This is a genomic window from Pseudoalteromonas sp. APC 3495, from assembly GCF_030407645.1.
In the GTDB taxonomy this organism is placed as follows: Bacteria; Pseudomonadota; Gammaproteobacteria; order Enterobacterales; family Alteromonadaceae; genus Pseudoalteromonas; species Pseudoalteromonas tetraodonis.
Genome location: NZ_JASDDA010000038.1, coordinates 13,749 through 37,847 on the forward strand (window position 1 = coordinate 13,749; position 24,099 = coordinate 37,847).

The 24,099-nt window shown below is 40.3% G+C and carries 21 protein-coding genes; 12 read left to right on the forward strand and 9 right to left on the reverse strand.

Annotated features, from left to right (window positions below):
* Positions 1-44: 44 nt before the first annotated feature.
* Positions 45-512, reverse strand: a complete 468-nt coding sequence (gene argR / locus QL984_RS14165; RefSeq protein ID WP_008114955.1) for a transcriptional regulator ArgR — start codon at positions 510-512, stop codon at positions 45-47.
* Positions 513-727: 215 nt separating this feature from the next.
* Here argR and mdh point away from each other — a divergent pair, with 215 nt between their 5' ends.
* On the forward strand, positions 728-1,660 hold the full coding sequence (gene mdh, locus QL984_RS14170; protein WP_013465922.1) for a malate dehydrogenase: 933 nt from the start codon (positions 728-730) through the stop codon (positions 1,658-1,660).
* Between the two features lie 76 nt (positions 1,661-1,736).
* Here the strand turns inward: mdh and ispB are convergent, their stop codons facing one another.
* Positions 1,737-2,708: an octaprenyl diphosphate synthase gene (gene ispB / locus QL984_RS14175; RefSeq protein ID WP_058155267.1), complete on the reverse strand. Its 972-nt coding sequence runs from the start codon at positions 2,706-2,708 to the stop codon at positions 1,737-1,739.
* 423 nt (positions 2,709-3,131) lie between these two features.
* Between ispB and rplU the strand changes: the two genes are divergently transcribed.
* The 7 genes from rplU to QL984_RS14210 all read left to right on the forward strand — a co-directional run bounded on the left by rplU (position 3,132) and on the right by QL984_RS14210 (position 8,716).
* A complete protein-coding gene (gene rplU, locus QL984_RS14180) occupies positions 3,132-3,443 on the forward strand; it encodes a 50S ribosomal protein L21 (protein WP_004587921.1) in 312 nt (103 codons plus the stop codon).
* A gap of 16 nt (positions 3,444-3,459) precedes the next feature.
* A complete protein-coding gene (rpmA, locus tag QL984_RS14185) occupies positions 3,460-3,717 on the forward strand; it encodes a 50S ribosomal protein L27 (protein ID WP_008114963.1) in 258 nt (85 codons plus the stop codon).
* Between the two features lie 154 nt (positions 3,718-3,871).
* Positions 3,872-5,023 (forward strand): Obg family GTPase CgtA, encoded by a 1,152-nt coding sequence (cgtA, locus tag QL984_RS14190; RefSeq protein WP_013465920.1) that lies wholly within the window; start codon positions 3,872-3,874, stop codon positions 5,021-5,023.
* A 71-nt stretch (positions 5,024-5,094) separates the two neighbouring features.
* Positions 5,095-5,586, forward strand: a complete 492-nt coding sequence (gene folA / locus QL984_RS14195) for a type 3 dihydrofolate reductase (protein ID WP_024601745.1) — start codon at positions 5,095-5,097, stop codon at positions 5,584-5,586.
* A gap of 82 nt (positions 5,587-5,668) precedes the next feature.
* The gene (locus tag QL984_RS14200) at positions 5,669-6,043 is read left to right on the forward strand and encodes a DUF3718 domain-containing protein (RefSeq protein ID WP_013465918.1); all 375 of its coding nucleotides are present in this window, start codon (positions 5,669-5,671) and stop codon (positions 6,041-6,043) included.
* A gap of 184 nt (positions 6,044-6,227) precedes the next feature.
* Entirely contained in the window at positions 6,228-8,168 is a 1,941-nt protein-coding gene (locus tag QL984_RS14205; RefSeq protein ID WP_290172880.1) for a methyl-accepting chemotaxis protein, read from the forward strand.
* Positions 8,169-8,242: 74 nt separating this feature from the next.
* The gene (locus QL984_RS14210; RefSeq protein WP_013465916.1) at positions 8,243-8,716 is read left to right on the forward strand and encodes a peroxiredoxin; all 474 of its coding nucleotides are present in this window, start codon (positions 8,243-8,245) and stop codon (positions 8,714-8,716) included.
* 73 nt (positions 8,717-8,789) lie between these two features.
* On the opposite strand, the gene QL984_RS14215 is transcribed toward QL984_RS14210, so the two are convergent.
* Positions 8,790-10,919 carry a S8 family peptidase gene (locus QL984_RS14215; protein WP_290172881.1) on the reverse strand — a complete coding sequence of 710 codons (2,130 nt, stop codon included), beginning with the start codon at positions 10,917-10,919 and terminating at the stop codon, positions 8,790-8,792.
* A gap of 407 nt (positions 10,920-11,326) precedes the next feature.
* On the opposite strand from QL984_RS14215, the gene QL984_RS14220 reads away from it, so the two are divergent.
* Entirely contained in the window at positions 11,327-12,511 is a 1,185-nt protein-coding gene (locus tag QL984_RS14220; RefSeq protein WP_013465912.1) for an NAD(P)/FAD-dependent oxidoreductase, read from the forward strand.
* 102 nt (positions 12,512-12,613) lie between these two features.
* Here QL984_RS14220 and QL984_RS14225 read toward each other — a convergent pair whose 3' ends face one another.
* From QL984_RS14225 to coaBC, 5 genes are all read right to left on the reverse strand, one after another.
* The gene (locus tag QL984_RS14225; protein ID WP_290172882.1) at positions 12,614-13,504 is read right to left on the reverse strand and encodes a Fic family protein; all 891 of its coding nucleotides are present in this window, start codon (positions 13,502-13,504) and stop codon (positions 12,614-12,616) included.
* Positions 13,505-13,700: 196 nt separating this feature from the next.
* Positions 13,701-14,789 carry a GGDEF domain-containing protein gene (locus QL984_RS14230; protein ID WP_290172883.1) on the reverse strand — a complete coding sequence of 363 codons (1,089 nt, stop codon included), beginning with the start codon at positions 14,787-14,789 and terminating at the stop codon, positions 13,701-13,703.
* 284 nt (positions 14,790-15,073) lie between these two features.
* The gene (locus QL984_RS14235) at positions 15,074-17,821 is read right to left on the reverse strand and encodes a prolyl oligopeptidase family serine peptidase (protein WP_290172884.1); all 2,748 of its coding nucleotides are present in this window, start codon (positions 17,819-17,821) and stop codon (positions 15,074-15,076) included.
* Between the two features lie 351 nt (positions 17,822-18,172).
* Entirely contained in the window at positions 18,173-18,760 is a 588-nt protein-coding gene (gene slmA, locus QL984_RS14240; protein WP_008113236.1) for a nucleoid occlusion factor SlmA, read from the reverse strand.
* Between the two features lie 223 nt (positions 18,761-18,983).
* Positions 18,984-20,177 (reverse strand): bifunctional phosphopantothenoylcysteine decarboxylase/phosphopantothenate--cysteine ligase CoaBC, encoded by a 1,194-nt coding sequence (coaBC, locus tag QL984_RS14245; RefSeq protein ID WP_013465907.1) that lies wholly within the window; start codon positions 20,175-20,177, stop codon positions 18,984-18,986.
* Positions 20,178-20,318: 141 nt separating this feature from the next.
* On the opposite strand from coaBC, the gene radC reads away from it, so the two are divergent.
* The 3 genes from radC to rpmG all read left to right on the forward strand — a co-directional run bounded on the left by radC (position 20,319) and on the right by rpmG (position 21,669).
* On the forward strand, positions 20,319-20,993 hold the full coding sequence (radC, locus tag QL984_RS14250; protein ID WP_096038773.1) for a DNA repair protein RadC: 675 nt from the start codon (positions 20,319-20,321) through the stop codon (positions 20,991-20,993).
* 272 nt (positions 20,994-21,265) lie between these two features.
* Positions 21,266-21,502 carry a 50S ribosomal protein L28 gene (gene rpmB, locus QL984_RS14255; RefSeq protein WP_008464111.1) on the forward strand — a complete coding sequence of 79 codons (237 nt, stop codon included), beginning with the start codon at positions 21,266-21,268 and terminating at the stop codon, positions 21,500-21,502.
* Between the two features lie 11 nt (positions 21,503-21,513).
* Positions 21,514-21,669: a 50S ribosomal protein L33 gene (gene rpmG, locus QL984_RS14260; RefSeq protein WP_004587947.1), complete on the forward strand. Its 156-nt coding sequence runs from the start codon at positions 21,514-21,516 to the stop codon at positions 21,667-21,669.
* Between the two features lie 356 nt (positions 21,670-22,025).
* On the opposite strand, the gene QL984_RS14265 is transcribed toward rpmG, so the two are convergent.
* Positions 22,026-24,041 carry a methyl-accepting chemotaxis protein gene (locus QL984_RS14265; protein WP_290172885.1) on the reverse strand — a complete coding sequence of 672 codons (2,016 nt, stop codon included), beginning with the start codon at positions 24,039-24,041 and terminating at the stop codon, positions 22,026-22,028.
* Positions 24,042-24,099 lie beyond the last annotated feature (58 nt).

The following is a 24,099-nucleotide window of genomic DNA, read 5'->3' on the forward strand; positions in this document are numbered from 1 at the left end:
CGGCTACGTATTAGTATAGCCGTAACAGTGATAACCAAACGAGTTTAAACCGTATCAAACAAAATACGCACACGCTCTAATGTGAGGTCTATTTCTGATACTTTCGCTGGCGCAATAAAAATAGTGTCATCGCCGGCAATTGTTCCTAATACGCCATCTGCTTTACCTAATGAGTCAAGTAAACGGGCAATTAGCTGAGCAGCCCCAGGACTGGTGCGAATAATAATCATCATTTCGTTATGCATAATGTCAATAACTAACTGGCGTAACGGGCTTTTAGCGGTTGGTACACCCATTTCGGCAGGTAAACAGTACACCATTTCTTGTTTTGCATTGCGGGTGCGTACCGCGCCAAACTTACTTAACATCCGCGACACTTTACTTTGGCTAATATTATCAAAGCCTTGTTCTTTTAATGCGTCAACTATTTCGCCTTGTGAGCCAAAATTCTCTTCTTTTAAAAGTGCTTTAAAGGCTTTTACCAATGCTTCTTGTTTGTCTTGTGGTTGCATAGTGTCTAATTAGTTATGTTGTCGATACTGCAAATTCTACACAAAAATGCATATTTATGCAGCAGTTGTTTAGGTTTTGCTGCGTTTAAACAGCAAAGTTTACAACTATGGTCGAAAATATAGCTAAAATAGGCAGGATAAATTTGTTTTTAGTCGCTAATTTCTTTATCTTATAAACCACAAATATTTCCTTCCTCAAATCACGGAGAATTCCAATGAAAGTTGCTGTATTAGGTGCTGCAGGTGGTATCGGTCAAGCGTTGTCTTTATTATTAAAAACAGGCTTACCAGCTGGTTCAGAATTATCACTATATGATGTTGCGCCAGTAGTTCCTGGTGTTGCTGTTGACCTTTCTCATATCCCAACAGATGTAAAAGTTGAAGGTTTTGGTGCAGATGCACTAGATAAAGCATTAACAGGTTGTGATATTGTTTTAATCCCAGCGGGTATGCCACGTAAGCCAGGTATGGATCGTGCTGATTTATTTAATGTTAACGCTGGTATCATTAAAACATTAGCAGAAGGCATTGTTGCTAACTGTCCTAAAGCGCTTGTAGGTATTATCACTAATCCAGTTAATGGAACTGTACCGATTGTTGCTGAAGTATTCAAAAAAGCAGGTACTTACGATGCTAAGCGTGTATTTGGTATTACAACTTTAGATGTGATCCGTTCTGAAGCGTTTATTGCTGAACTTAAAGGCGTAGACGTAGCAAGTGTTAAAGTACCAGTGATTGGTGGCCACTCAGGCACAACCATTCTACCGTTACTTTCTCAAGTTGAAGGTGTTACTTTCACTGATGAAGAAGTAGCTACACTAACTCCTCGTATCCAAAACGCAGGTACTGAAGTAGTTAATGCTAAAGCGGGCGGTGGTTCTGCAACATTATCTATGGGTGCTGCTGCAGCACGTTTTTGTATGTCTTTAGTTAAAGGCTTACAAGGTGAAGACGTTGTAGATTATGCATACGTTGCTGTTGAAAATGGCGATGCAGAGTACTTTGCACACCCGGTACGTTTAGGCAAAAATGGCGTAGAAGAAATTCTTTCTTACGGCACTCTAAGCGCATTTGAAGAGCAAGCTAAAAATGACATGCTTGAAACGCTGAAAAAAGATATCAAAGAAGGTGTTGATTTTATGGCGTAATAGCCAAAATTAACCCATAAAAAAAGCCTGCATTTGCAGGCTTTTTTATTGCTCGGAATTATCTACACAGTATTACTTAGTGGTCGCGGTCAACCGCTATTCTAGCTAAGCTAATTAGTGCTTGCTTGTAACTCGACTCAGCTAAGCAATCTAAACAGGCAATTGCTTTATTAGCTTCTTGCTCGGCTTTTTTCATTGTGAACTCAAGGGCATTGGTATGTTTGAGCGCAGCCAGTATCTCGTCAAGGTGCTCCATACCATTACAGTGCTCAATAGCGTCTCTTATTAACTGTGTTTGATGCTCACTACCGTGTTGCATTGCATATATAAGAGGTAACGTCGGCTTACCTTCAGCTAAATCGTCGCCAATGTTTTTACCAAGTTGGTCGGCATCAGCGTTGTAATCTAAAACATCATCCACTAACTGAAAAGCAGTACCTAAATGCATGCCATACAAATTAAGTGCCTCTAGTACACTATCGTCTTGCTCAGTAATAATGGCCGCAAGACCCGTCGCTGCTTCAAATAGCTTGGCGGTTTTAGAATAAATAACCTGCATATAACTGGCTTCAGTGGTATCAGGGTCGTTGCAGTTCATTAATTGCAGCACTTCACCTTCAGCAATAATGTTGGTTGCATCAGCCAGTACTTGCATTATTTGCATTTTACCAAGACCCACCATTAGCTGAAACGAGCGGGTGTAAATAAAATCACCCACCAGTACGCTAGCAGCATTACCAAACTCAGCATTTGCTGTAGGTGTGCCACGGCGCAAATTAGATTCATCTACAACATCATCATGTAAAAGCGTTGCGGTATGAATAAATTCAATGATAGTTGCTAGCGTAATGTGATCTTTGCCTTGGTAACCTAGCGCTTTAGCCGCCAAAATAGCCAACATAGGGCGAACACGTTTGCCACCGCTGTTAACAATATACAAACCAAGTTGATTAACTAACGCCACATCTGAGCGCATTTGCGCATGTATTAGTTGATTGACGTCATTCATATCGCTTTCGATTAACGCCTGGATAGCTTTTATATCCATTGATCTCCGAGCCAATTTTAATGTGTGAACGGCGCAGATTGTACAACAAAAAATGCATTAGCTCGATATTTTGTGATGATTCCTTAAAAAAACACCCTTAAGTAGGTTAAATGACCTATTAACCTTGTGAATAATTGATTAAACACCCTGGTTTAATTTTGAATCACCCTTGGCGGTTAATTGAACTACATAGGCTCGCTTTGCTATTGCTAATTTATTTTCTGTAACCGTTAAAAAGCGCTTGGCAAAGGGGGATTTTAATATAAAATAGAGGAAATATTGAATTGCTCTCAATGCAGCTACTTTTTATTCATTTAATTACAAAAAGAGGCTTGCTAGTTTTTACGCATTAGCGTAAACTTCGCGCCCTATTGAAGAATATTTTAGTTGCGTCGATTTGAGGGCGCACAGACGGAGTTAATTATGTACGCGGTTTTCCAAAGTGGTGGTAAACAGCACCGTGTGACTGAAGGTCAAACAATTCGTCTTGAGAAATTAGACGTTGAAACTGGTGCAGCAGTTGAATTTGATTCAGTACTTTTAGTTGCTGATGGTGAGAAGATCGAGATTGGTGTACCGTTCGTAAACGGTGGTAAAGTAACAGCTGAGGTTGTTTCACACGGTCGCGGTGAGAAGATTAAGGTTGTTAAATTTAGACGCCGTAAGCATTCTCGTAAGCAAATGGGCCATCGTCAATGGTTCACAGAAGTTAAAATCACTGGCATTAGCGCTTAATTAGAGGTACTTAGAAATGGCACATAAAAAAGCAGCTGGTAGTACTCGTAACGGTCGCGATTCAGAAAGCAAACGCCTAGGTGTTAAGCGTTTTGGTGGCGAATCAGTTCTAGCGGGTAGCATCATTGTTCGTCAGCGTGGAACTCGTTTCCACCCAGGCGCAAACGTAGGTATCGGTAAAGACCACACTATCTTCGCAAAAGCAGATGGTAAAGTTCAGTTTGAACAAAAAGGTCCTTTAAACCGTAAATACGTAACTATCGTAGCTGAGTAATCAGTAAGGTAGTTAAAAAACCCCGCCTTTGCGGGGTTTTTTGTTTTAAGCATGTTTAAATATATACCCAAGTGTTTTTATGCTCAGTGTGCTCTATAAGCCACTTAGGTATATAATAGAGTTATTAACAAGCCAATCCCTAAAGTGAGTAATCATGAAGTTTGTAGATGAAGTAGAAATTCGCGCAGAAGCTGGTGACGGTGGCAGCGGCATCGTGTCTTTTCGTCGTGAGAAATATGTTCCAGATGGTGGACCTGATGGCGGTGACGGTGGAGACGGTGGTAGTGTTTATCTACAAGCTGATGAAAACTTAAATACCCTTATTGACTATCAATTCGAGCGTTTTCATAGAGCAGAACGCGGTACAAACGGTCAAAGCCGTAATTGTACGGGTAAGAAAGGTGAAGACCTGATCGTTAAAGTGCCTGTTGGTACACGTATTATTGATGTTGATACACAAGAATCATTAGGGGATTTAACCCAAGATGGTCAACGAATTGTGGTTGCAAAAGGCGGTTTCCATGGCTTGGGGAATGCGCGTTTTAAATCAAGTACTAATCGTGCTCCACGTCAAAAAACACTTGGCACACCGGGTGAAGTACGTAACCTTAAGTTAGAGCTAATGCTACTCGCTGATGTCGGCTTACTAGGCTTACCAAATGCAGGCAAATCAACCTTTATCCGCAGTGTGTCAGCTGCAAAACCTAAAGTAGCTGATTATCCATTTACTACGCTGATTCCTAACTTAGGGGTTGTTCGTCCGGAAGCAAACAAATCATTTGTCATCGCTGATATTCCAGGTTTGATTGAAGGCGCGTCAGAGGGTGCGGGATTAGGTATTCGCTTCTTAAAGCATTTAGAGCGTTGTCGTGTGCTTTTACATATTATAGATGTAATGCCAGTTGATGGCTCTAACCCTGTTGATAATGCATTTGCAATCATCAACGAGCTACACCAGTACAGCCCTAAGCTTGCTGAAAAGCCACGCTGGTTAGTATTTAATAAAATTGATTTATTGCCTGAAGATGAAGCCAAAGCCTTATGTGAGCAAATTGCAGAAGAGTTGGGTGAGTCTGAAAATATTTACAGTATTGCTGCAATTAATAAATTAAATACGCAGCCATTAATTCACGACATCATGACGCTACTTGATAACATGCCTAAAGAGAAGTTTGTAGAAGTGGCAGACGAAGAGGTTGAATTTAAGTGGGATACCTACCATCAAAAAGCCACTAAAGGCGATGATGATGACTGGGATGATTGGGATGAAGATGATTACGACGTAGAAGTTGTCTACGAGCGTTAATAATTGTTTATATTTAAAAGGAGCTAACGCTCCTTTTTCTTTGATTAATAATAAAGTATTGGGTATTTAGTGTGATAATTTCAATGATTGCAGCAATGGCAAATAACCGTGTCATTGGCTTAGATAATAAAATGCCATGGCATTTACCTGGTGACCTTCAGCACTTTAAAAAAGTAACCTCTGGTAAACCCGTTATTATGGGGCGCAAAACATTTGAATCAATAGGCCGACCGTTACCTGGGCGACGTAATATTATTATTACTCGTAATAAAGACTATCACGCATCAGGAATTGAAACAGTAACCACACCAGAAGCTGCACTTGAGCTTGTTAATGATGTTGCAGAGGTGATGATAATTGGTGGCGGAAACATCTACCAGCAGTTTTTAGCGCAGGCGCAGCGCTTGTATTTAACCTTTATAGACTTAGATGTTGAAGGGGATACACAATTTCCTGATTATAAAAGTGTTGCAAACTGGCAAATTGAAGATGAAATGTTGATGACGCCCGATGATAAAAATAAATATAGTTATAAGTTCGTAACTTTGAATAAAGTTTCTTAACATTATTGCGAAAATCTGAGCGTGTTGGTACAATATTAAACAGTCGAGTACGAAAAAAGTATTAATATAGGGTGTCCAATCAATGATTAAATTACCAAAGCTAGTTGTAATTGCTGCTATTGCAGCGGGTTCGTTCGCTTATACTGCGCCTGTAAGCGCTGATGATCAGTTAGCTGTTTCAGTCTGTGAATACATTGCCGCTGATGATAAAAATCGTCTGCGTAGCAAACTAAAAAGTTCACGTGTGAAAGTACGTAATATCTATGATGCAGTTTTCTGTAATGGTAACAACTTATTGCGTCACGCTGTTGCAAGTAATGCGGTTGATACGGGTGAGTACATTGTTAAAAACTTATCAAAAAGCTCACTTGAAGATGGCGCAGATATCGCTTGGGCTGAGGCAAATCATGCTGGTTCAGCTTTAATCCCTATTATTAAAGACCGCGCAGGCCTTTAATTAAAAGCTTAATTTAAAAAAAACCGCGTTTATACGCGGTTTTTTATTAGTTACTTAAAACATCCTTCTATTGAGTCTTTATCTACCTCTCAATACACCTGACTATTACCCTAATTAAGTCTTTTACATAAAAATGTCATAAAAATTCAATACTCTGTATGAATGTCACTTTTGAGATATGTTTATGCGTGTATCATTTTTTACCCGTCTTTTAGCTATTTTATTAACGTTAGCCAGTGTGTTGCTCGCTGCTACCTTGTTATGGGCAAGTCATACATTACTAAAAATTCAACAACAAGATATTGCTTATAGCCAATTAAAAAATACCATAATGGTCGATCTTGCTGGCCTTTTAGAAGACTACTTGGCACGAGGCAATAGCCAATACCTGACGCAATCTTCAGCTTTAATTGAACAACTTAAAGCGCAGCAGCTAACGGTACTTCCCTCTGAGTTAGAAGTGCGCCTTTCAACACAGCTATTTTCACTAAATAAAGACATTAACGGTAAATACAGAGCACTAGGAAAGCTCTCAGGTAACGAAACTGCGCTTTTAGACAATGCTCTGAGACAAATGGCGGGCTCAGCGTCATCGCTTATAAATTATGTACAAAAAGCATCAACTCAAAGTAGTCATGCTCTAAGCTACAATAAGTTGGCGAGTGATTATTATAGTGAAGTGGTTAATTTATCTTTATCGACCTATCAACTGCTAAATGATTACCAGCCTGAAATTGAAAAAAACCTGCAACAAAGCGTAAAAAATTTAAACTTACTCGCTGCAAAAATTGCACAGTTGCCTAATTTAGGAGTGATGACTGAGGTTGATGAATTTGCTTTATTTGTAGATGAGAAGCCAGAGGATTTGGCTGCTGATATAAAAGCGGAGTTGGTTAGTTGGCCTAAGCGCTATTTACGTGATTTAAGCAGTACTTTATCGCAAGCAAAGCAGCGTAATTCTGGAACGAATGAGTTACGTGAACAAATTAGCGTGTTATCAAAAACAGTGATTGAGGCAGAGCAAACATTAAAAGCGCAGCAAGATACCGTTAAACAACAAGTATTTTGGGTGTTTGGAATTGCAATAGGTGGTTTAGTAATATTAGCTTTTGGTGTTTATTGGGTGCAACGTAAACAGGTTTTACAGCCTTTGCGGCAACTACGAGATGGGTTTGCATTTTTAATCGAAAGTAATGAGTTAAAAAATATTACAGTGAATAATCCTAAAACAGAGGTTGGTGAAATAGCGCAGTATTTTAACCTGTTAATTGAGCGCCAGCGTCTGGAGGCGCAAGAAAGAGCCAGTATGCTTGGTGTCGTTAGTGACTTCATGGAGCAAATGAGTGAGCATTTAGAAAAAATAGGGTCAAAAAGCGCGACTAGCTACGAACAAGTTGTTAAAAATGAAAGTTTACTAGTAAATATTCAACACATAGGTGAGCAGGTTAATCATATTAACGCTCAAGCTGCTGAAAATGCTCAAAGTACTTATGAGGCAATGCAGCAAAGTGTTGGTTTTGCTAAAAATATGCTTAATGCGAGTTCTGATACACAGCAACGTATTGAACAAGGTATGCACAGTGTGCAAGAGTTACTGAGCGGCGTACAAGGAGTGAGTAATATAATAACGGTTATTCGCACCATAGCTGAACAAACCAATTTATTAGCACTGAACGCTGCAATAGAATCAGCAAGAGCCGGTGAGCAAGGCCGAGGTTTTGCGGTGGTTGCTGATGAAGTAAGGCAATTAGCCATGCAAACCCAAGGTTCGTTAAAAGAGATTAACGATCAGCTGGCGTTATTAAGTGAGAACTCTCAAATGGTCTACTCACAAATTAATGCGTTAACTGAGGATGCACAGCTACAAACCGAAAATGCCCAAGAGCTTCAAGCAAACTCTGAAGGGGTCGCAAATAATGCTCAGCAGGCAAACACAGTTGCAGTTGAAGCAATGGAGCTTGCAAAACAGCAAAGCAATTTCCTTAGTGACTTTACTCAATCAATGCATAATATGAAAAGCCAAGTAAATGAGTCGAGTGAGTTGGTGTCTGATATTCGCTCGCAGCTAGAGCTGCAAATGGCAACAATTAAAAAGGGATTGGGTTTAGACAGTGATGCTGTTTAATCTCGGTATAAACTCGAAACCGTAAATATTAACCTGTATGCTAAAAGTCTACGTAATTACCCAAAGGATTTAACATGATTGAACAAGGTCAAACAATACCCGCAGTTAGTCTATCTAAGCTAACCGATGACGGTATGCAAACACTGACAAGCAATGAATTATTTGCAGATAAAAAAGTCGTGTTATTTGCAGTGCCAGGCGCTTTTACACCAACGTGTTCGAATGCTCATTTACCTGGATATATCGCGCTAGCCGATAAAATTAAGGCTAAAGGTATTAACGCTATCTATTGTGTATCGGTAAACGATGCATTTGTGATGAAAGCGTGGGGTGAGTCACAAAATGCAGAGCATATAGATATGCTTGCAGACGGTGATGCTAGTTTTACTCGTGCTTTAGGGCTTGAAAAAGATACCGCAGGCTTTGGTGGAATACGCTCAAAACGATACGCGATGGTTGTTGATAATGGTGTTGTTACTGGTCTATTTGTAGAACAAGACAAAGAGTTTGTAATAAGCAGTGCTGAAGCTGTTTTAGCAACGCTTTAACACTGACGACTTTAATCAGAGAATAAAAAGCCGATACAGTGTATCGGCTTTTTTTATCTAAAGAGAGGATGTTTTATGGCTGGTATTGACCGCTTAGCGTTAAACCAGAGAATGTTTGATACGCATTAACACTTAAGTGCCATGTTCCCGCTTGAGGATTACTAAAAGTACAAGTTTCGGCGTTACCATTTTTATATGGACGACAATCATAGCTTGAGCTTGTTGGCTGGCTACCAAATTTTACAAATAAGTCTGCATCACCGGTGCCGCCTGACGTTGTAACAGTAAAGTTTGCCATACCCGCCGGTACATCTAGCGTGTAATGTTTCCACTGACCTGCATTTGCTGTGATATCAGACACTGTGCCGCCACCTGCTTGAGGTGTACCTGAACCACCATCTGTTGAACCATCCGTAATGTTACCGACTAAACTCACGCCACTGTAGGCTGAATAACCACGCAGCATTACATGGTAAGTGCCGGCTGTTGGACTATCAATAGAACATTCTTCACTGTTTCCACCTTTATATGGACGACAATCATAAGTGGTTGAGGTTGGTTTACTACCTGCACGTACATACAAGTCAGCATCCCCTGTGCCACCACTCATAGTGAAAGTAACATTGGTTGCACCACTTGGTACTGTCATAGTGTAAAAGTCTTGTGCACTTGCCGCACCGCTTAAACCGGTTTTGACTTCTCCATCAACAAGTTCGTTATCACCCGTTGTTGGCGGTGTACCACCAGATGCTGCAGCAACCGCAGCGGCCGCATCAACAATACCTGTACCACAGCTGGTACACGTGGCAGAGAATGGACGAGTGGTTGTTTTTAAAATACTTTCTATTTCATCAGGAGTCGCGTTTGGTTTTGCTTGTTTGATCAGTGCAGCAACACCCGCAACATGAGGAGCCGCCATTGAGGTGCCTTGCGAAAAGCCATAACTGTCGCTTGATGGTGTTGTTGAACCCGAATTGTAAGTTGATAAAACACCTTCAGAATCATTAGCAAAGCTTTGCGCGCCACCCGGTGCTGCCACATCAATATTACTTCCATAATTTGAGTAATAAGCGCGGCCACCATTACGGCCAACTGATGCAACATTAACAACACCATTACAGTTACCTGGGTTGTAGTTTGCAGAATTATCGTTATCGTTACCTGCAGCAATAACAACAACTGTGCCGTTGTTACGAGCGGTATTAATGGCATTTTGCGTGGTTGAACTACATGCACCCGCACCACCTAAACTCATGTTAATTACATCGGCTGGATTAGCATTTGCTGATGTACCCGATACATTACCACCTGAGGCCCAAATGATACCGTCAGCAATATCTGAGGTTAAACCGCCACATTTACCCAATACACGCACTGGTACTACTTTGGCGTCATAAGCAACACCAGCAACGCCTTCACCGTTATTCGTTACTGCAGCGACAGTGCCTGCAACGTGAGTACCATGCCAACTAGAGCCTTGTGCACCGTTATTACCACATTCACCAGCTGCAACCGCATCCCCTGGATCGCGAGCATCGTTGTCACGGCCATTGCCATCATTGGCGACTGATAGATTAGAGATCATATCGTAGCCTGGTAAAATATTAGCGTTTAAATCAGCGTGAGGGCGGTAGCCCGTATCAAGCACAGCGACAACCACACCACTGCCTGTTGCCGTATCCCAAGCTGTTGGTAAGTTAAGTCCACCGGCTTGCTCATAGTAATGCCATTGATCATCAAAACGCGGGTCATTTGGTGTCGCAAATGGTTTTAGCATTTGATCGACTTCAATATATTCAACATTACCCGAATTAACCATTTCCTGCATGAACTGCTGGGCCTCTTCAGCGTTTAGTTTTTTATCGGCACGCATTACGTGATGGTTATTGAGTGCCATTGCGCGAACATACTTGGCTTTAACTTTGCCTTTTTTTGAGGTGAAGTTTTTTACAAAGCTTTGCGCTTTTTTATTCATCATTGCTGGTGATACATCAGCGGTTGAGGTACTCATCATATCGTTGTTATTCTTATATTTAATGATGAATTGAGTCTCAAAACCACCTTGATTTTGTAACTTAGCTGAGGTTTCTGCCATTGAAGGTGCGATTGCTTGCGCTGGGTTTGCCATGCTTGAGCTGGCAGCAAAGAGTGTACTTATTGTTAGCGCAACAGCGCATTTTTTGAATGAATTATTAGAAGTCATAATTACCCTTAGTTTTATTATTATTTGTGAAAATCCACAAAGCGGGTACAAAGGTAAATGATCTGTTAACTATTTTGAAATATTAAATACGTATGTACCTATTTCATTTAGTTATAACCGCGTATTTAGTGCGCTTTCAGTTGTTTTGTATTTGTTTTATTGCTATTGACGATCCTAATGTATTAGATTTTTTTGGTGTTTTTTATCATTAATTAACTTTTATTGATAAATTAAAAACAATACAAAAGGGGTGTTGACCTTTGCGGGTTAAAACAAGCCTTGTAGGCTAAGTAACAAATCGAGCAAAGCTTCTTCGTCCTGCTTACGCTTAAGATAAACACGTTCTGGCTATCTGGTTATTATTGAAACTTTGTTATAATTCACAAAAGTTTTTAAGAGATAACTAAATGACTCACGTTGATGTGATAGTGATTGGTGCCGGAGCCGCTGGTTTAATGTGTGCTGCACAAGCAGGGTATCGCGGCCGAAGCGTCACAGTACTTGATATGGGTAAAAAGCCAGGACGTAAAATTTTAATTAGTGGCGGTGGGCGTTGTAATTTTACCAATGAAAATGCAAGCCCTAGCAACTATTTATGCGCAAACCCCCATTTTGTAAAATCGTGCTTAAGTCGTTATACGCAACACGACTTTGTAGAGCTTGTAGACCGACATGGTTTGGCATATCACCATAAGACACTCGGGCAATTATTTTGTGACAATAGCGCACAAGACATTGTTGATATTTTACTAACCGAGTGTGAGTGGGCGGGCGTTACTATTAAACTGCGCAGCGAAGTGTTAAATGTCGCTAAAACAGCTACCGGCTATAGTGTGACCACTGAACAAGAAACACTTACTTGTGAGTCGCTTGTGGTTGCATCGGGTGGGTTAACCATGCCTAAACTGGGTGCTACGCCAATCGGCTATAAAATTGCAGAGCAATTTGGCTTAAAGATATTGCCGACTATGGCTGCTTTAGTTCCCTTTACCTTACATCAGCACGATAAAGACCGTTTTGAAGGGCTTTCGGGTATTAGTATTCCTTGTGAAGTTGCAAGCGAAGATGGCACCGTATTTAAAGAGAATATTTTATTTACTCATCGTGGTCTATCTGGGCCTGCTATATTGCAAATAAGCTCATTTTGGCGAGCAGGTCAGGCGGTAACGATCAATTTACTGCCTGAAATAGATTTAAAGCAACAGCTAGCTGATTGGCGAGAAACACAAGCGCAAAAATCGTTGAAAAATAGCCTTGCGACTATCCTACCTAAGCGCTTTGTAGAAATACTCCACGACAGTAACGCCATTCCCGATTGTAATATTAATCAACTGACGCATGGCCAAATAGACGCGCTTGCTGATTATATTCATGCGTGGCAAATTAAACCAAATGGTACCGAGGGTTACAGAACCGCAGAGGTTACTTTAGGCGGCGTAGATACCGACGAGTTGAGCTCAAAGACATTTGAGGCTAAAAAAGCTAAAGGCTTATACTTTATTGGCGAAGTAACCGATGTAACGGGTTGGCTAGGAGGCTATAATTTCCAATATGCGTGGAGCTGTGGATTTGCCGCCGGGCAGTACGCGTAATTGTTTTTAAACAATTATAAAATTTAGCTGCAAACTGCGTATTGACACGCCACTTCATCTTTGAGGTGGCGTTTATTCCTGCTCTGTTTATAACTTAAGTTTTTAACTCGTCTGGGTAAGTTTATACTGCTGCATTTTGCTATTTGGTTTTTCGGGAATAGTCATTTCTATAATTCCAGCATCAATGGCTGGCTTTAAGTAGCGCTCTCTAAAATGTTTACGGTCTTTTAATCCAAGCTTATTTTGTAGCTCTTGTCGGTTTAATGGCTTTTCGCTTTGGGTAAATACATTAATTAAAGCGATGGCTTGGGGGGCTTGTAAGTCTACATTTATAGCCTGTTTAACTTGAGGGGGTTGTTGGGGGTTTTTGGTTTTTGTTATTGATTTTAAATCACTTTCTAATGAATTTAGTGCCGCTAGTAATGCTTCCAATATATACTCAATAAACACGGATGAGTCACCGGACTTGGTACTCAGGTTAATGCTTTCAAAATAATGTCGGCGAGTTGTCGCTATAACATTGTTAATATTTATTAGTGAAAATAGCGAATGCCACTGCGATAATTGCAGGGTTTGCCACGTACACGCTATTTCAGTATTACCCTGTGCAAAAGGTTGAATAAACTGTAATTCATAATGGCATACTGCACTACTGATTAAAGGATGATGCGCGGTTGTTTTAAACCAAGCAAATAACTCCTCTACCATTTGTGGTACTCGCATTGCTTGTGGTGCCATTTGCAAACCACTTTTTAACGCTAAACTTTGCTGCCTATAACTGCCCGATTTTTCACTCAGATCTTTGATTAAGCTTCGATGCAAGGCTAATAAGCTATCTGGGGTTGATAGGCCAGATGATATTGATTGAATATCAAGGTTATTGATTTGCAGGGAGGCGGTTTTTTGTTGCTTATAGTGCTCAAGCATTGCAGGAGAATATAAGGCACTGATTTTGCCTAAAACTTCACTAATATTTACCATACTGTGAGTCATGCTAGCTGAAATAGAGAAGGGGGGAGTGGCGTTGCTCATTTTGGTATAGGGGTTATTCAAATCAGGGGGTTAAGAATACGCGAACTGAGTTTAAAAGTCAGTTTTAATGGGTTTTTAGTCTGGTTTTTTGTGCTGTTATTGGTTCTTTATAATTAGTTTGGTGTGTGTCGATACATTAATTGGGTACCTTCCTTAGTTATAAAAGGCTAGCTGAAGCGACTATTGTTAGTTTATTGTCGCTAAAATAAACTGAATTACGACCATTATTTTTAGCTTCGTATAGTGCGCCATCGGCACGTTCTAACACGCTAATAACTGAATCATCAGAACTGATGGTAGCTACCCCTATGCTTATGGTTAGCTGAATGTTGGCAACAGGGTGTGTCGAAATATAGTCTTTTAACGCGTTTGCTTGTGCTAATGCATTGGTCAGTGAGGTGTTTGGCAAAATAATAGTAAACTCTTCTCCCCCCCAACGTGCAATTAATGAGTGGTTGGGCATGCTACTTTTAATTAGTTTAGCAAACTCAGCTAGCACTTTATCACCGACTAAATGACCATAGGCGTCGTTTATTTTCTTAAAGTGATCAATGTCACAAATGAATAAGCAGTTTGTGGTTTTTGTTTCTTTGCTGCTGGTAATGACTTGCGACAATGCATAATCAAATTTTTGCCTATTATAAAGCCCTGTGAGTTTATCTGTTTCAGCGAGATGTTGAATCTCTATATTACGGGTTGTTAAATGCGCATATGCAGAAAAACGTGTTTTTTCATAAAATCTGAAAATTAAGATATGGGCAATGCTGACCTCAATGATATTAAATAAAGAGCCCAGCCCTATAGTGACGGTTAGCTGTTGTTGCTTATAAGTTAGGTAAGCACAAATACAAAAAGCAATGGCGCTAAAAATGCTTCCCCAATTTCTACCCACTAAAAAAAACGCAAAAGGGGGAATAAGTGTTGCCCAAAATAAAGAGTGAGCAAGGCCACCTACAGAGATAACAAATGTCATTATTAAACTAACGACCATAAATGTAACCGCCCATGCCGCAGCACTTACATTTGCAGTTTTACTAAACCAGCCATAAATAGCTAATGATATAACTAAGCCTAATGCATCAATGGCGGCAATATCGTAACTGTGAAAGTAGAACAGGTTGAGTAGGGTTAAAACTAAAAAGTAGCAGGTTGCCGTTAATAATGAATGAGCAATTAAGCGTGTGCGCCAAAAGTCTTTATGATCTTTTGGATACTGTGGTAGTCCTTTGTACCAAAAATCTAGCATGCTTTATTTCTCTTAGACTGTGTCTTTTTTATTAACTGATTATTACTCATAACCCGCTCATATAAAAGTACCGAGTAAATAACTACAAAAAGAAAGGGTTATCTAGCTTGCGCTATTTTTGTATGCAAAATACAGTTCTGCATTGCAGTGATAGCGAGTAGATCTTCAGCTAAAGATCTGACGGGCACATTATTACTTTGGACACTCTCTTTAAAGTGGTGATAGTTACATAGTTAAAAACCCCGATATCATGCAGTGCTATCGGGGTTTTTAACTTCTAGTGGTTACTCTTCGATAAACGCTTCACCTTCTTTCATCCACTTAGCGGCCGGTTTGCCTTTAAGATAATGATCAAAGTACTGCATCATACGCACTGAAAAATCGACCTGATTAGGAAACTTTTTCAAGTGGTGTGGTTCACCTTCGTATTGTAAAAAGGTTGCATCTTTACCTGCGCGGCGAAGCGCTAAGTAATATTGCACGCCTTCATGCCATGGCACCGCATCATCTTTGTCGCCAAACATAATTAAGATAGGCGTGTTTACTTTATCGGCAAAAAATACCGGTGAGTTTTCAATATAAAGCTCAGGTGCTTCAAATAAATTTTTACCAATACGGCTTTGCCCTGTTTCGTATTGAAATTGGCGTGCAAGTCCAGATTTTAAGCGAATGCCACTGTAAGCACTGGTCATGTTAGACACTGGCGCGCCCGATACCACTGCTTTAAACATATCAGTTTGGGTGATCATAAATGCACTTTGATAACCCGCCCAAGAGTGGCCTTGTAAACCTATTTTATCTGGGTCGGCAATGCCTAAATCAATCAGCTTTTGGGTGGCGTTGATCATGGTTTGAGTTGAAGATTTACCAGGGTGTCCTATTTCAAAGCGAATGTCAGGTAAAAAAATGGCGTAGCCATTTGAGGTAAACATCGGGAAATTAGGGCGATGATTTAATTCCATTTTTGGAAAGTCATACATGCGCTGGCTCATGTAGCGGTAAAAGTACACCACAACAGGCACTTTATCGCCTTTTTTGTAGCCGGCAGGCTTGATTAATACCCCTTGTAAATCTTCACCATCAAAGCCTTTATAGCTAATGAGTTCAGGTGCTTGTCCCCAAGCAAAGTTGCTTATCTGAGGGTTAAGGTTAGTTACGCGTTGTGGTTGTTTAAAGTTAGAGTCTGTTTGATAAATGTCTGGAAATTGCTGATAGGTTTGCTCAGTAAATAAGTATTTATCGGCATGTTTGGCCTTTTTAATTACATCAAAGCGCTTATTACCTGTAAGTAATTTAGTGACTTCAAGAGTTGCTAAATTAAGTTTTGCCACTTCACTTTGCTTGCTTTGTAAATTAATTGCAGAAAGCAGGAGCGTATCATTGTTGTTAAAGGCTACTTGGTTTTTATCAAGTTTGATCACTCTGTATTGCGTGTTACTTTTTTTACCATTAGTTAAGCGTTTAGCTTGCTTGGTATTGACGTTAAACGACCAAATATCGTATTTGCTGTAAACCAGTATTTCGCTGCTATCGTTTAGCCAGCCTGCAAAACCATAACCAGGCTGCTTGGATGGATAGTCGTGTTTGTCATCGGCAAACGTGGCGTTAATCGCCTTGCTGAGTACGCTCACTTTATTATTACCTAAGTTTTTAAGCTGTACTTGGTTATTATCAAAGTAAGCAGCAAACTGCCCATTGGGCGCAAGGCTCGGTCTAAATGCATAGTCGTTAATGATAGGAGTCTGTTTACCCGTGTTTATATCAACAGCAAAGTAGTCAGCAAAAAAACCGCCATACATTACTTTTTCAAGATGCGCTAAATTTGAGTAGCCTAACAATGAAGTGGCACGCTCAGTATTAAGCGCCAGCTCAGGCATATTTGGCGTGCTTAACTGAACGACTTGCTGTGAGTTTACATGGTATACCGCAGTGTAATGACGGTTTTTATTATTTTCATTCCATTGCTGCTCTTCGCGAGGTTTAATTTGCGCGTCATTGTTGTGCCATACATTTAACCCTTTATGGTCGCGAATTACTTCAAAGTCATACAGTGATGACTCATCTGTGTATTCTTTTTGTTTAACTTTTGCAGCGAGTTTTGGGCGGTTTTCAAAGTATAAACGTGTACCATCTTCGGCCCAAGTTAATGTCGCGGTTTTGCCCATTAACCATTCTGGGTTAGGTGACTGCACAGTTGTAAGCGTCTCGTTTTGCCACAGCGTTAATTCGTACTGACGACGACGCTTATCATCGTTTACATAGTTGCCTAAGGTAAACGCAACGGTTTTTTCGATTGGGTGCCACGCTATTTTGCTAGCAACCACACCAGGCTCATCAATTAATACGGTGCTGGTAAAATTATCGAGTGAAAATAAGGTAATTTGATTATTGCCGCCATCCACATAGCTTTGACTCACCAATAGTTGATCGCTGGTGGCACTAATGCCATAGGTAAAGGCACTTTCAAGAGTATGAGTGCGTTTGTCACTTAAGTTGATGATAACCAGCGGATAGCTTTTATCTTTTTTGTCGGCAGTGATAGCGCTGTCGCTGTCGAGCTTTTTATCGTCTTCTTCAGCGTTTTCATTTTTGCGATAGGCCAGCCACTGGCCGTTATTAGCTAGCACGTAATCTTTTACATTATTAAAGCTTTGCTGCTCACCGGTTTGGGTGTTCACTAATACTAAGTTATTTTTTAAGTCACTTTTTTTCTTAGTGGTTTCTTTTTCAAGCAGAGTAGGCACCTGCGTAAATGCGACCCAGTTTGCCATTTTGCTAATGGTAGGACGGGTTCCTCGTTCCACTTCAGCAATAAGCTTATTGCTATTGAGTGAGTAGACTTTCCCGGTAGCATTCCCGCGATAAGGGGTTGCACTTAAAGAAAGGATTTGACCATTTTCAGAAAGCTGCGTGCCTTTTGCAGATTTAAAATCAAATACATCTTTAAATTCTAGTGGCTTATTAGCTAAAGCACTGGCGCTCGTTAAGCTGGTAATAAGTGCACAGCCTACAAGAGTGAGTTGTGTTTTCATTATAGATTCTCGTTTTTTAACATTATTTTATTGTAACGAGTTTTAATAACAATTCGAGTAGATACGATAAGTGGTAGCAGGGCAGAGATGAGAGGTTAAAAATATAAGGTATAAGGTAAAAGGTAAAAGGTAAAACTTTCGGGCTACGGAATGCGAGGTGCTAAGTATCCGTAAAAAGTTAGGGAAGCGGAAGTTTAATTGTGGTTTTCAATTTTTTTACTTTCAGCTCTGTGTTCAAATTTATTTTTAAGTCTAATTTATAAAAAGAACACAGAGTTTATGTGGAATAGATTATAAGAAATGGCTAAATAGTTTAATTTAATAACCTTGCTAGCAAAATTAACTAAAACCTTATAACCAAATTTTTTGAAGCTCTGGCCATTGTTTTTCAAATTGCTCGCTAGGTCGTGCACTAAAATTACTGCGCACAAACTGATTCATTTTACCTTCAACGTAGGCAAGCAAAAAGTTAGCTAGGGTTAACTCATCGCTTTGGAAGTTTTTACCTTCACGTAGCTTACGCTCTCTAAGGATTTGTTTAAATTGGGTTTCTAGCTTTTCAAATAAGCCTTGTACACGCTCACGAAGTCGCTCTTGTTCACCCTGTAGAGCATCGCCTGTTAATATACGGGTTATGCCTGGGTTTTTTTCGGCAAACGTTAGCAGCAGTAATAGGGTGTTGTATACACGTGCTTTACTTTCTTTCTCGTTATCTAAAATAAGATTAATACGTGATAGCAGCGTGTCTTCAATAAATTCAATTAACCCTTCAAACATGCGCGCTTTACTAGGAAAGTGGCGATAAAGAGCGGCTTCAGATACGCCAACTTCTGCGGCAAGTTTGGCTGTTGTAATACGCTGGCCTGGGCTGGTTTCTAACATTTGTGCGAGTGCTTGCAGTATTTGCTCTTTGCGATTACTTTTTTTTGTCGCAGGCATGAACATTCCTTTTTAATAGTTATTTTTTTCAACATAAATGTGCGATAACACAGCTTTGTGCCAAGTGTTACAGCGCGCAATACTCAATGGGGTGTTTTTGCACGTATTACAGCGATACATTAGTAATGCGCAAGCGTTAAGCTATTTTAGCGTAGTAAAATTACACCAAAAGGTCACAAGGCGTCATCATGTTAATGTTTTATTCAGTTTGTTTCCAGCCTTTTTATAATCGTTTGGCGAGCTGCTCGATCACTTTAACCGCTATTTCTATTTTACTGGTTTCAGGTAAGTCGAGTTGTTCATTTTGCCAATACAGGGTGAGTGCGTTGCGCTCAGAATTAAAGCCTACATCACTGTGCGATACATCGTTGGCACAAATCATATCGAGGTTTTTATTGGTTAGTTTCCCCTTTGCGTAATTAGCAACGTTCTGCGTTTCTGCGGCGAAGCCGACGGTGTAAGGGCGGTTTTGTGTGAGGTTTGCAACCGCGGCTATTACATCTGGGTTTTTAACTAAGCTAAGAGTGAGTTCATCGCCTTGTTTTTTCATTTTTTGCGTGGCGATACTTGCTGCACGATAATCGGCCACAGCGGCACAACCAATAAAGGCATCTGAGTGAGGCGCATATTTGAGTGACTCATGCAGTAACTGTTCAGCACTTTCTATATTAATTAAATTAACACCTTGCGGTGCTGTAATAGTTACCGGGCCTGAAATTAAGTTCACGTGTGCGCCAAATGATAACGCAGCTTGCGCCAGTGCATAGCCCATTTTTCCAGAGCTATGATTTGATATAAAACGAACAGGATCGAGAGGTTCACGGGTTGGGCCTGCGGTAATTGTAATTGTTTTACCTGCTAAGAGTTGTGGTTGCGCAGGTTCAGTGCATAAACTCACTAATTCATGCGGTTCAAGCATTCGCCCAGCACCGACATCACCACAAGCTTGCTCACCCTTACCTGGTCCCCAAACAGCAACGCCACGAGCCTTTAAAGTGGCTATATTAGTTTGCGTTGCAAGGTGTGCGTACATTTGCTGATTCATAGCTGGCGCTATGGCAACTTTTGCGGGGGTCGCCAGTAATAAAGTCGTGAGCAAGTCGTCAGCAATCCCTGCGGCCATTTTCGCAATAATATTGCTGGTGGCAGGGGCAACTAAAATTAAATCAGCCCATTTGGCAAATTCAATATGTCCCATAGCGGCTTCGGCTGATGGGTCTAGCAATGAGTCAGACACCATTTCACCACTCACAGCTTGCATGGTTAGCGGGGTGATAAAATGTTTTGCTGATTCGGTCATTACTACTTTAACGTCACAACCATGGTCTTTTAAGCGTCTTACGAGTTCAGCACATTTATACGCTGCAATTCCACCGCTAATACCCAGCACTATTTTTTTATTTGTTAAATTAATCATGGTTGTTCATCAATTTTATAAAATATGGTGGCTAAAATAACAAATCTTGAGCGTGACAGCTAAGATAAAATGCGTTTTATCGCGCTAATTTTTGATTTTGCATTACAGTTATACAGTACAGTAACCTTTCAAGGATGAATCATGCAATTAACGTCACTGCCTAATTCGCTCCGCCCGCGAGAAAAACTGCTAGAAAAGGGCGCAAAGGCACTCTCTGATGCTGAACTATTAGCTATATTTTTGCGCACGGGCCTACCCGGCATGAATGCCATAGAGTTGGCGCAGCATCTGATCAACGAAAATAAAACCCTGCATAATTTGTTTAATGCCAGCATAGATGAGTTTTGTGCGCAAAAAGGCTTGGGAATGGCTAAATATGTTCAGCTACAAGCAGTACTTGAGCTAAGCCAGCGTTACATGCAAGAAGGCTTTGTACGCGACGCCGTTTTTAACTCTCCACAAGCCGTTTATGACTATTTAACGCTGCAAATGCGTGGATTGCAGCAAGAGGTATTTATGGTGTTGTACCTTGATAGTCAAAATCGTTTATTAAAAGATGAAATATTATTTTACGGCACAATTAATGCGGCCAGTGTATATCCGCGTGAAGTGGTAAAGGCGGCACTGAAAAATAATGCGGCGGCGGTGATTTTTTCACATAATCACCCCAGTGGTATTGCAGAACCGAGTCAGGCCGATAAGCTCATTACCAATAAGTTGTGCCAAGCACTGCAATTAGTCGACATAAATGTGTTGGATCATATTATTATTGGTGGTGAAAGCAGTGTTTCGTTTGCCGAACGGGGACTGATTTGAGTTTATCGCTTCAGATATGTGCTAAAAATGAGCGGTTTAGTGCGTTTTGGCAAATTAGTTTAATTTAAATGCAGTTTTTACTTTCCCTAAGGGCATTCGATCTTTATAATTAGCCGCTATCAAATTTACACATGAGCTGGTTGGATAAGATCAGTATTTGATCTTTGCCTGTAAAAGCTGTATAAAGAGCGCCCTTCGATTTATCTCTAGGGCACAAATACATGGCCTTAGGGAAAATTAAGCTCGAGCGAAGTTATTGGAGATATATAGACATGTCTAAAGTATGTCAAGTTACAGGTAAGCGTCCAGCGGTTGGTAACCACCGTTCACACGCGAGAAACGCGACTAAACGTCGTTTCCTACCTAACCTACAAACACACCGTTTTTGGGTTGAAAGTGAAAAACGTTTTGTAACATTACGCACTACTACTAAAGGTATGCGTATTATCGATAAAAAAGGCATTGACACGGTTCTTACTGAAATCCGTGCTCGTGGCGAAAAAGTTTAAGGAACTGAATTATGCGCGATAAGATCCGTTTAGTTTCAACTGCTGGTACTGGTTTTTTCTACACTACCGACAAGAACAAGCGTAACATGCCTGAAAAAATGGAAATCAAAAAATTCGATCCTAAGGCTCGTAAACATGTGATTTTCAAAGAAGCTAAAATCAAGTAATTTAGTTTTCTTTCAGAAATGTAAAAACCCAGCTTATGCTGGGTTTTTTGTTTTTAAAATCTGCTCTATCATCCACCGAAACCATATCACCGTAATGATACCCATTGAATTAAATCGCTAATTGGCTTTTGTTAAGCACCACGAATTATTCCGTAGATAATGGCATCAGTTGTTTATAACTAAAAAACATAAAGAGTATGAGCATTAAATGACTTTACGGGCTAAGTCGTTTGGTGTTGTTGATTTAGAGTGCGGATGAGCTGTTTAAGTATGCCTGAAGAGGAATAAGGGGGCTTTACGCTGACTTACTAGGGTATGAGCTGTAAGTAGCTCTAAGGCTACTTACAGCGCGATATTTATACTTTAAAGTTCTCTACTGATATTCTTAGTTCTTCGGCTAATTTAGCCACTTCTGAACTTGAAATATTCGTTTGTACAGCGCCTTCTGCTGTTTGCTCGGCAATAGCAACAATAGACTCTAAGCGCTCACTGATCTCTTGTGATACTTGTTGTTGCTCTTGTGCTGCTGTTGATATCTCTTCACTGACATTATGCGCTTGTGATACTGCAAGGGTAATTGAGTCCAGTGCACTGTTGGCTAAGTCACTTTGCTCAACACACGAAACCGCGCGTTCTTTACCTTTTTCCATAGCTTTAACCGCTTCTTCAGCGCCCGACTGTAGTGATTCAATCATAGATTGAATTTCTTGGGTCGACTCTTGTGTTTTACTCGCAAGCGATCTTACTTCATCAGCTACCACAGCAAAGCCTCTGCCGTACTCTCCGGCACGAGCGGCTTCAATCGCTGCATTAAGTGCGAGTAAGTTAGTTTGCTCGGCAATACCGCGAATAACATCTAAAATACTACCAATTGATGCGCTATCTTTGTGTAGTTTATTGATAACACTTGATGCTTCGTCTACTTCGTAGGCGAGTTGCTCAATGGTTGCTTTATTTTGATTTGAAATACCTTTAACGCGCTCCGCTTCTTTATCGGCATTTTTAATTTCGCTCAGTGCTTGTTGCGCACTATTACTCACTGTTTGTGATGTGCTGCTCATTTCAGTGGTTGCGGTTGCTGCTTGCTCTACTTGCGCTTGCTGATTACTGATTGCTTTGCTTGATTCACCGGTAATTGTTGAGGTTTGCTCAGAAGCGGCTGCAAGTTGTGTTGAACGTGAAATAATACCGGTGATTAAGCTACGTAAGCTATCAATTAAGGTATTACAACTTTTCGATAACTCACCAAATTCATCTTTTGCGCTGTCATCTAAGCGTTGAGTCATATCACCACTGGCAACAATATCTAGAATACGATTTACTTCCGCTAATGGCTTAGTAATACGGTTAACCGTAATGATGGCTACAAGCACAGCGATAATAGTCGCAATGATCATACCTATCCATGTCCATAAATTAGCTGAGTTTACGTCACTACGTACGCCTTCTTGTAATGTAAATGCAACGCCACTGGCTTGTAATACTAATTCGTCAATTTGGCTAAGCGCTGTTTTAGTCGCTTTTTCAGACTCTGTTAATTCACGCTCGGTTGTGCTTATTGCGTCAATAAGGCGTTTTTTATTAGCTGAAAGGCTATCGTTACCTAAAATATTGCTCTCTAGGGTATCTACATAACCCTTTAAGTCATTAAACAAGCTGCTGTGACTTTGCTCTATCGCCGGCTTTATTAATGAAACGGTACGAACGACTTCTTCAAAGTAATACACTTGCTCATTTTTGATAATATCGAGCGTGTTAAGCGTTTTAACGGTTAGCATGTCGGTGCTGCTGGTAACCACGGACATAAAGTTATTTTCTAGATTATTAGCTGCTTGATAAGCGCGTGGATGATTATCCTCTAAACCATCAATATCAATAATATCAAGCACCATAGAGTTTGCATCTTCTGCCGCAAGCTCAACGGTTTCTAATTGAGCTTTGAGCTTTTTGTTAAGCACTAGCTGGGTGTTTTTATCTTTAAGCAGGCTGTTTATGATATTTGAAAAGCTCTGGTAGGTTTTTTCAACTTCAAGGCTGCTTTTGTTTAACTGTGGATCGTCTTTAACAACTTGTTGTAGTTCGCGGTGCAATTTATTAAATATTTGTTTTTGCTCTTCTATTTGCGCTTTTAACGTGGCGAGTTCTTGAGCCGATGTTATATGGAAACTAGCTTGAGCGGCTTTACTCATCAAAATAAATTCTGCTTGTAACTGAGCGCTCTTGTTTAATGCAGGAAGCGATAGCTGATTAACTTTTTGAGTTGAACGATCTATATTTGCTATTTTTATTAAAGAGTTACCGCCAATAATTAAAAGTAATAAAGTGATAAATATAAAACCACCCCAAATACGTTGACTCACTGTTAGATTCATATGGTTTTCCATTCAAAAATACGTCTATTAAAACTTATCGGCGCTTTCAACAATAAGT

What these genes read in the sequence shown, in the direction of transcription:
- argR (WP_008114955.1), bottom strand. Translation starts at nt 512, where the DNA reads ATGCAACCACAAGACAAACAAGAAGCATTGGTAAAAGCCTTTAAAGCA.
- mdh (WP_013465922.1), top strand. Translation starts at nt 728, where the DNA reads ATGAAAGTTGCTGTATTAGGTGCTGCAGGTGGTATCGGTCAAGCGTTG.
- ispB (WP_058155267.1), bottom strand. Translation starts at nt 2,708, where the DNA reads ATGGATATAAAAGCTATCCAGGCGTTAATCGAAAGCGATATGAATGAC.
- rplU (WP_004587921.1), top strand. Translation starts at nt 3,132, where the DNA reads ATGTACGCGGTTTTCCAAAGTGGTGGTAAACAGCACCGTGTGACTGAA.
- rpmA (WP_008114963.1), top strand. Translation starts at nt 3,460, where the DNA reads ATGGCACATAAAAAAGCAGCTGGTAGTACTCGTAACGGTCGCGATTCA.
- cgtA (WP_013465920.1), top strand. Translation starts at nt 3,872, where the DNA reads ATGAAGTTTGTAGATGAAGTAGAAATTCGCGCAGAAGCTGGTGACGGT.
- QL984_RS14200 (WP_013465918.1), top strand. Translation starts at nt 5,669, where the DNA reads ATGATTAAATTACCAAAGCTAGTTGTAATTGCTGCTATTGCAGCGGGT.
- QL984_RS14205 (WP_290172880.1), top strand. Translation starts at nt 6,228, where the DNA reads ATGCGTGTATCATTTTTTACCCGTCTTTTAGCTATTTTATTAACGTTA.
- QL984_RS14210 (WP_013465916.1), top strand. Translation starts at nt 8,243, where the DNA reads ATGATTGAACAAGGTCAAACAATACCCGCAGTTAGTCTATCTAAGCTA.
- QL984_RS14215 (WP_290172881.1), bottom strand. Translation starts at nt 10,919, where the DNA reads ATGACTTCTAATAATTCATTCAAAAAATGCGCTGTTGCGCTAACAATA.
- QL984_RS14220 (WP_013465912.1), top strand. Translation starts at nt 11,327, where the DNA reads ATGACTCACGTTGATGTGATAGTGATTGGTGCCGGAGCCGCTGGTTTA.
- QL984_RS14225 (WP_290172882.1), bottom strand. Translation starts at nt 13,504, where the DNA reads ATGACTCACAGTATGGTAAATATTAGTGAAGTTTTAGGCAAAATCAGT.
- QL984_RS14230 (WP_290172883.1), bottom strand. Translation starts at nt 14,789, where the DNA reads ATGCTAGATTTTTGGTACAAAGGACTACCACAGTATCCAAAAGATCAT.
- QL984_RS14235 (WP_290172884.1), bottom strand. Translation starts at nt 17,821, where the DNA reads ATGAAAACACAACTCACTCTTGTAGGCTGTGCACTTATTACCAGCTTA.
- slmA (WP_008113236.1), bottom strand. Translation starts at nt 18,760, where the DNA reads ATGCCTGCGACAAAAAAAAGTAATCGCAAAGAGCAAATACTGCAAGCA.
- coaBC (WP_013465907.1), bottom strand. Translation starts at nt 20,177, where the DNA reads ATGATTAATTTAACAAATAAAAAAATAGTGCTGGGTATTAGCGGTGGA.
- radC (WP_096038773.1), top strand. Translation starts at nt 20,319, where the DNA reads ATGCAATTAACGTCACTGCCTAATTCGCTCCGCCCGCGAGAAAAACTG.
- rpmB (WP_008464111.1), top strand. Translation starts at nt 21,266, where the DNA reads ATGTCTAAAGTATGTCAAGTTACAGGTAAGCGTCCAGCGGTTGGTAAC.
- rpmG (WP_004587947.1), top strand. Translation starts at nt 21,514, where the DNA reads ATGCGCGATAAGATCCGTTTAGTTTCAACTGCTGGTACTGGTTTTTTC.
- QL984_RS14265 (WP_290172885.1), bottom strand. Translation starts at nt 24,041, where the DNA reads ATGAATCTAACAGTGAGTCAACGTATTTGGGGTGGTTTTATATTTATC.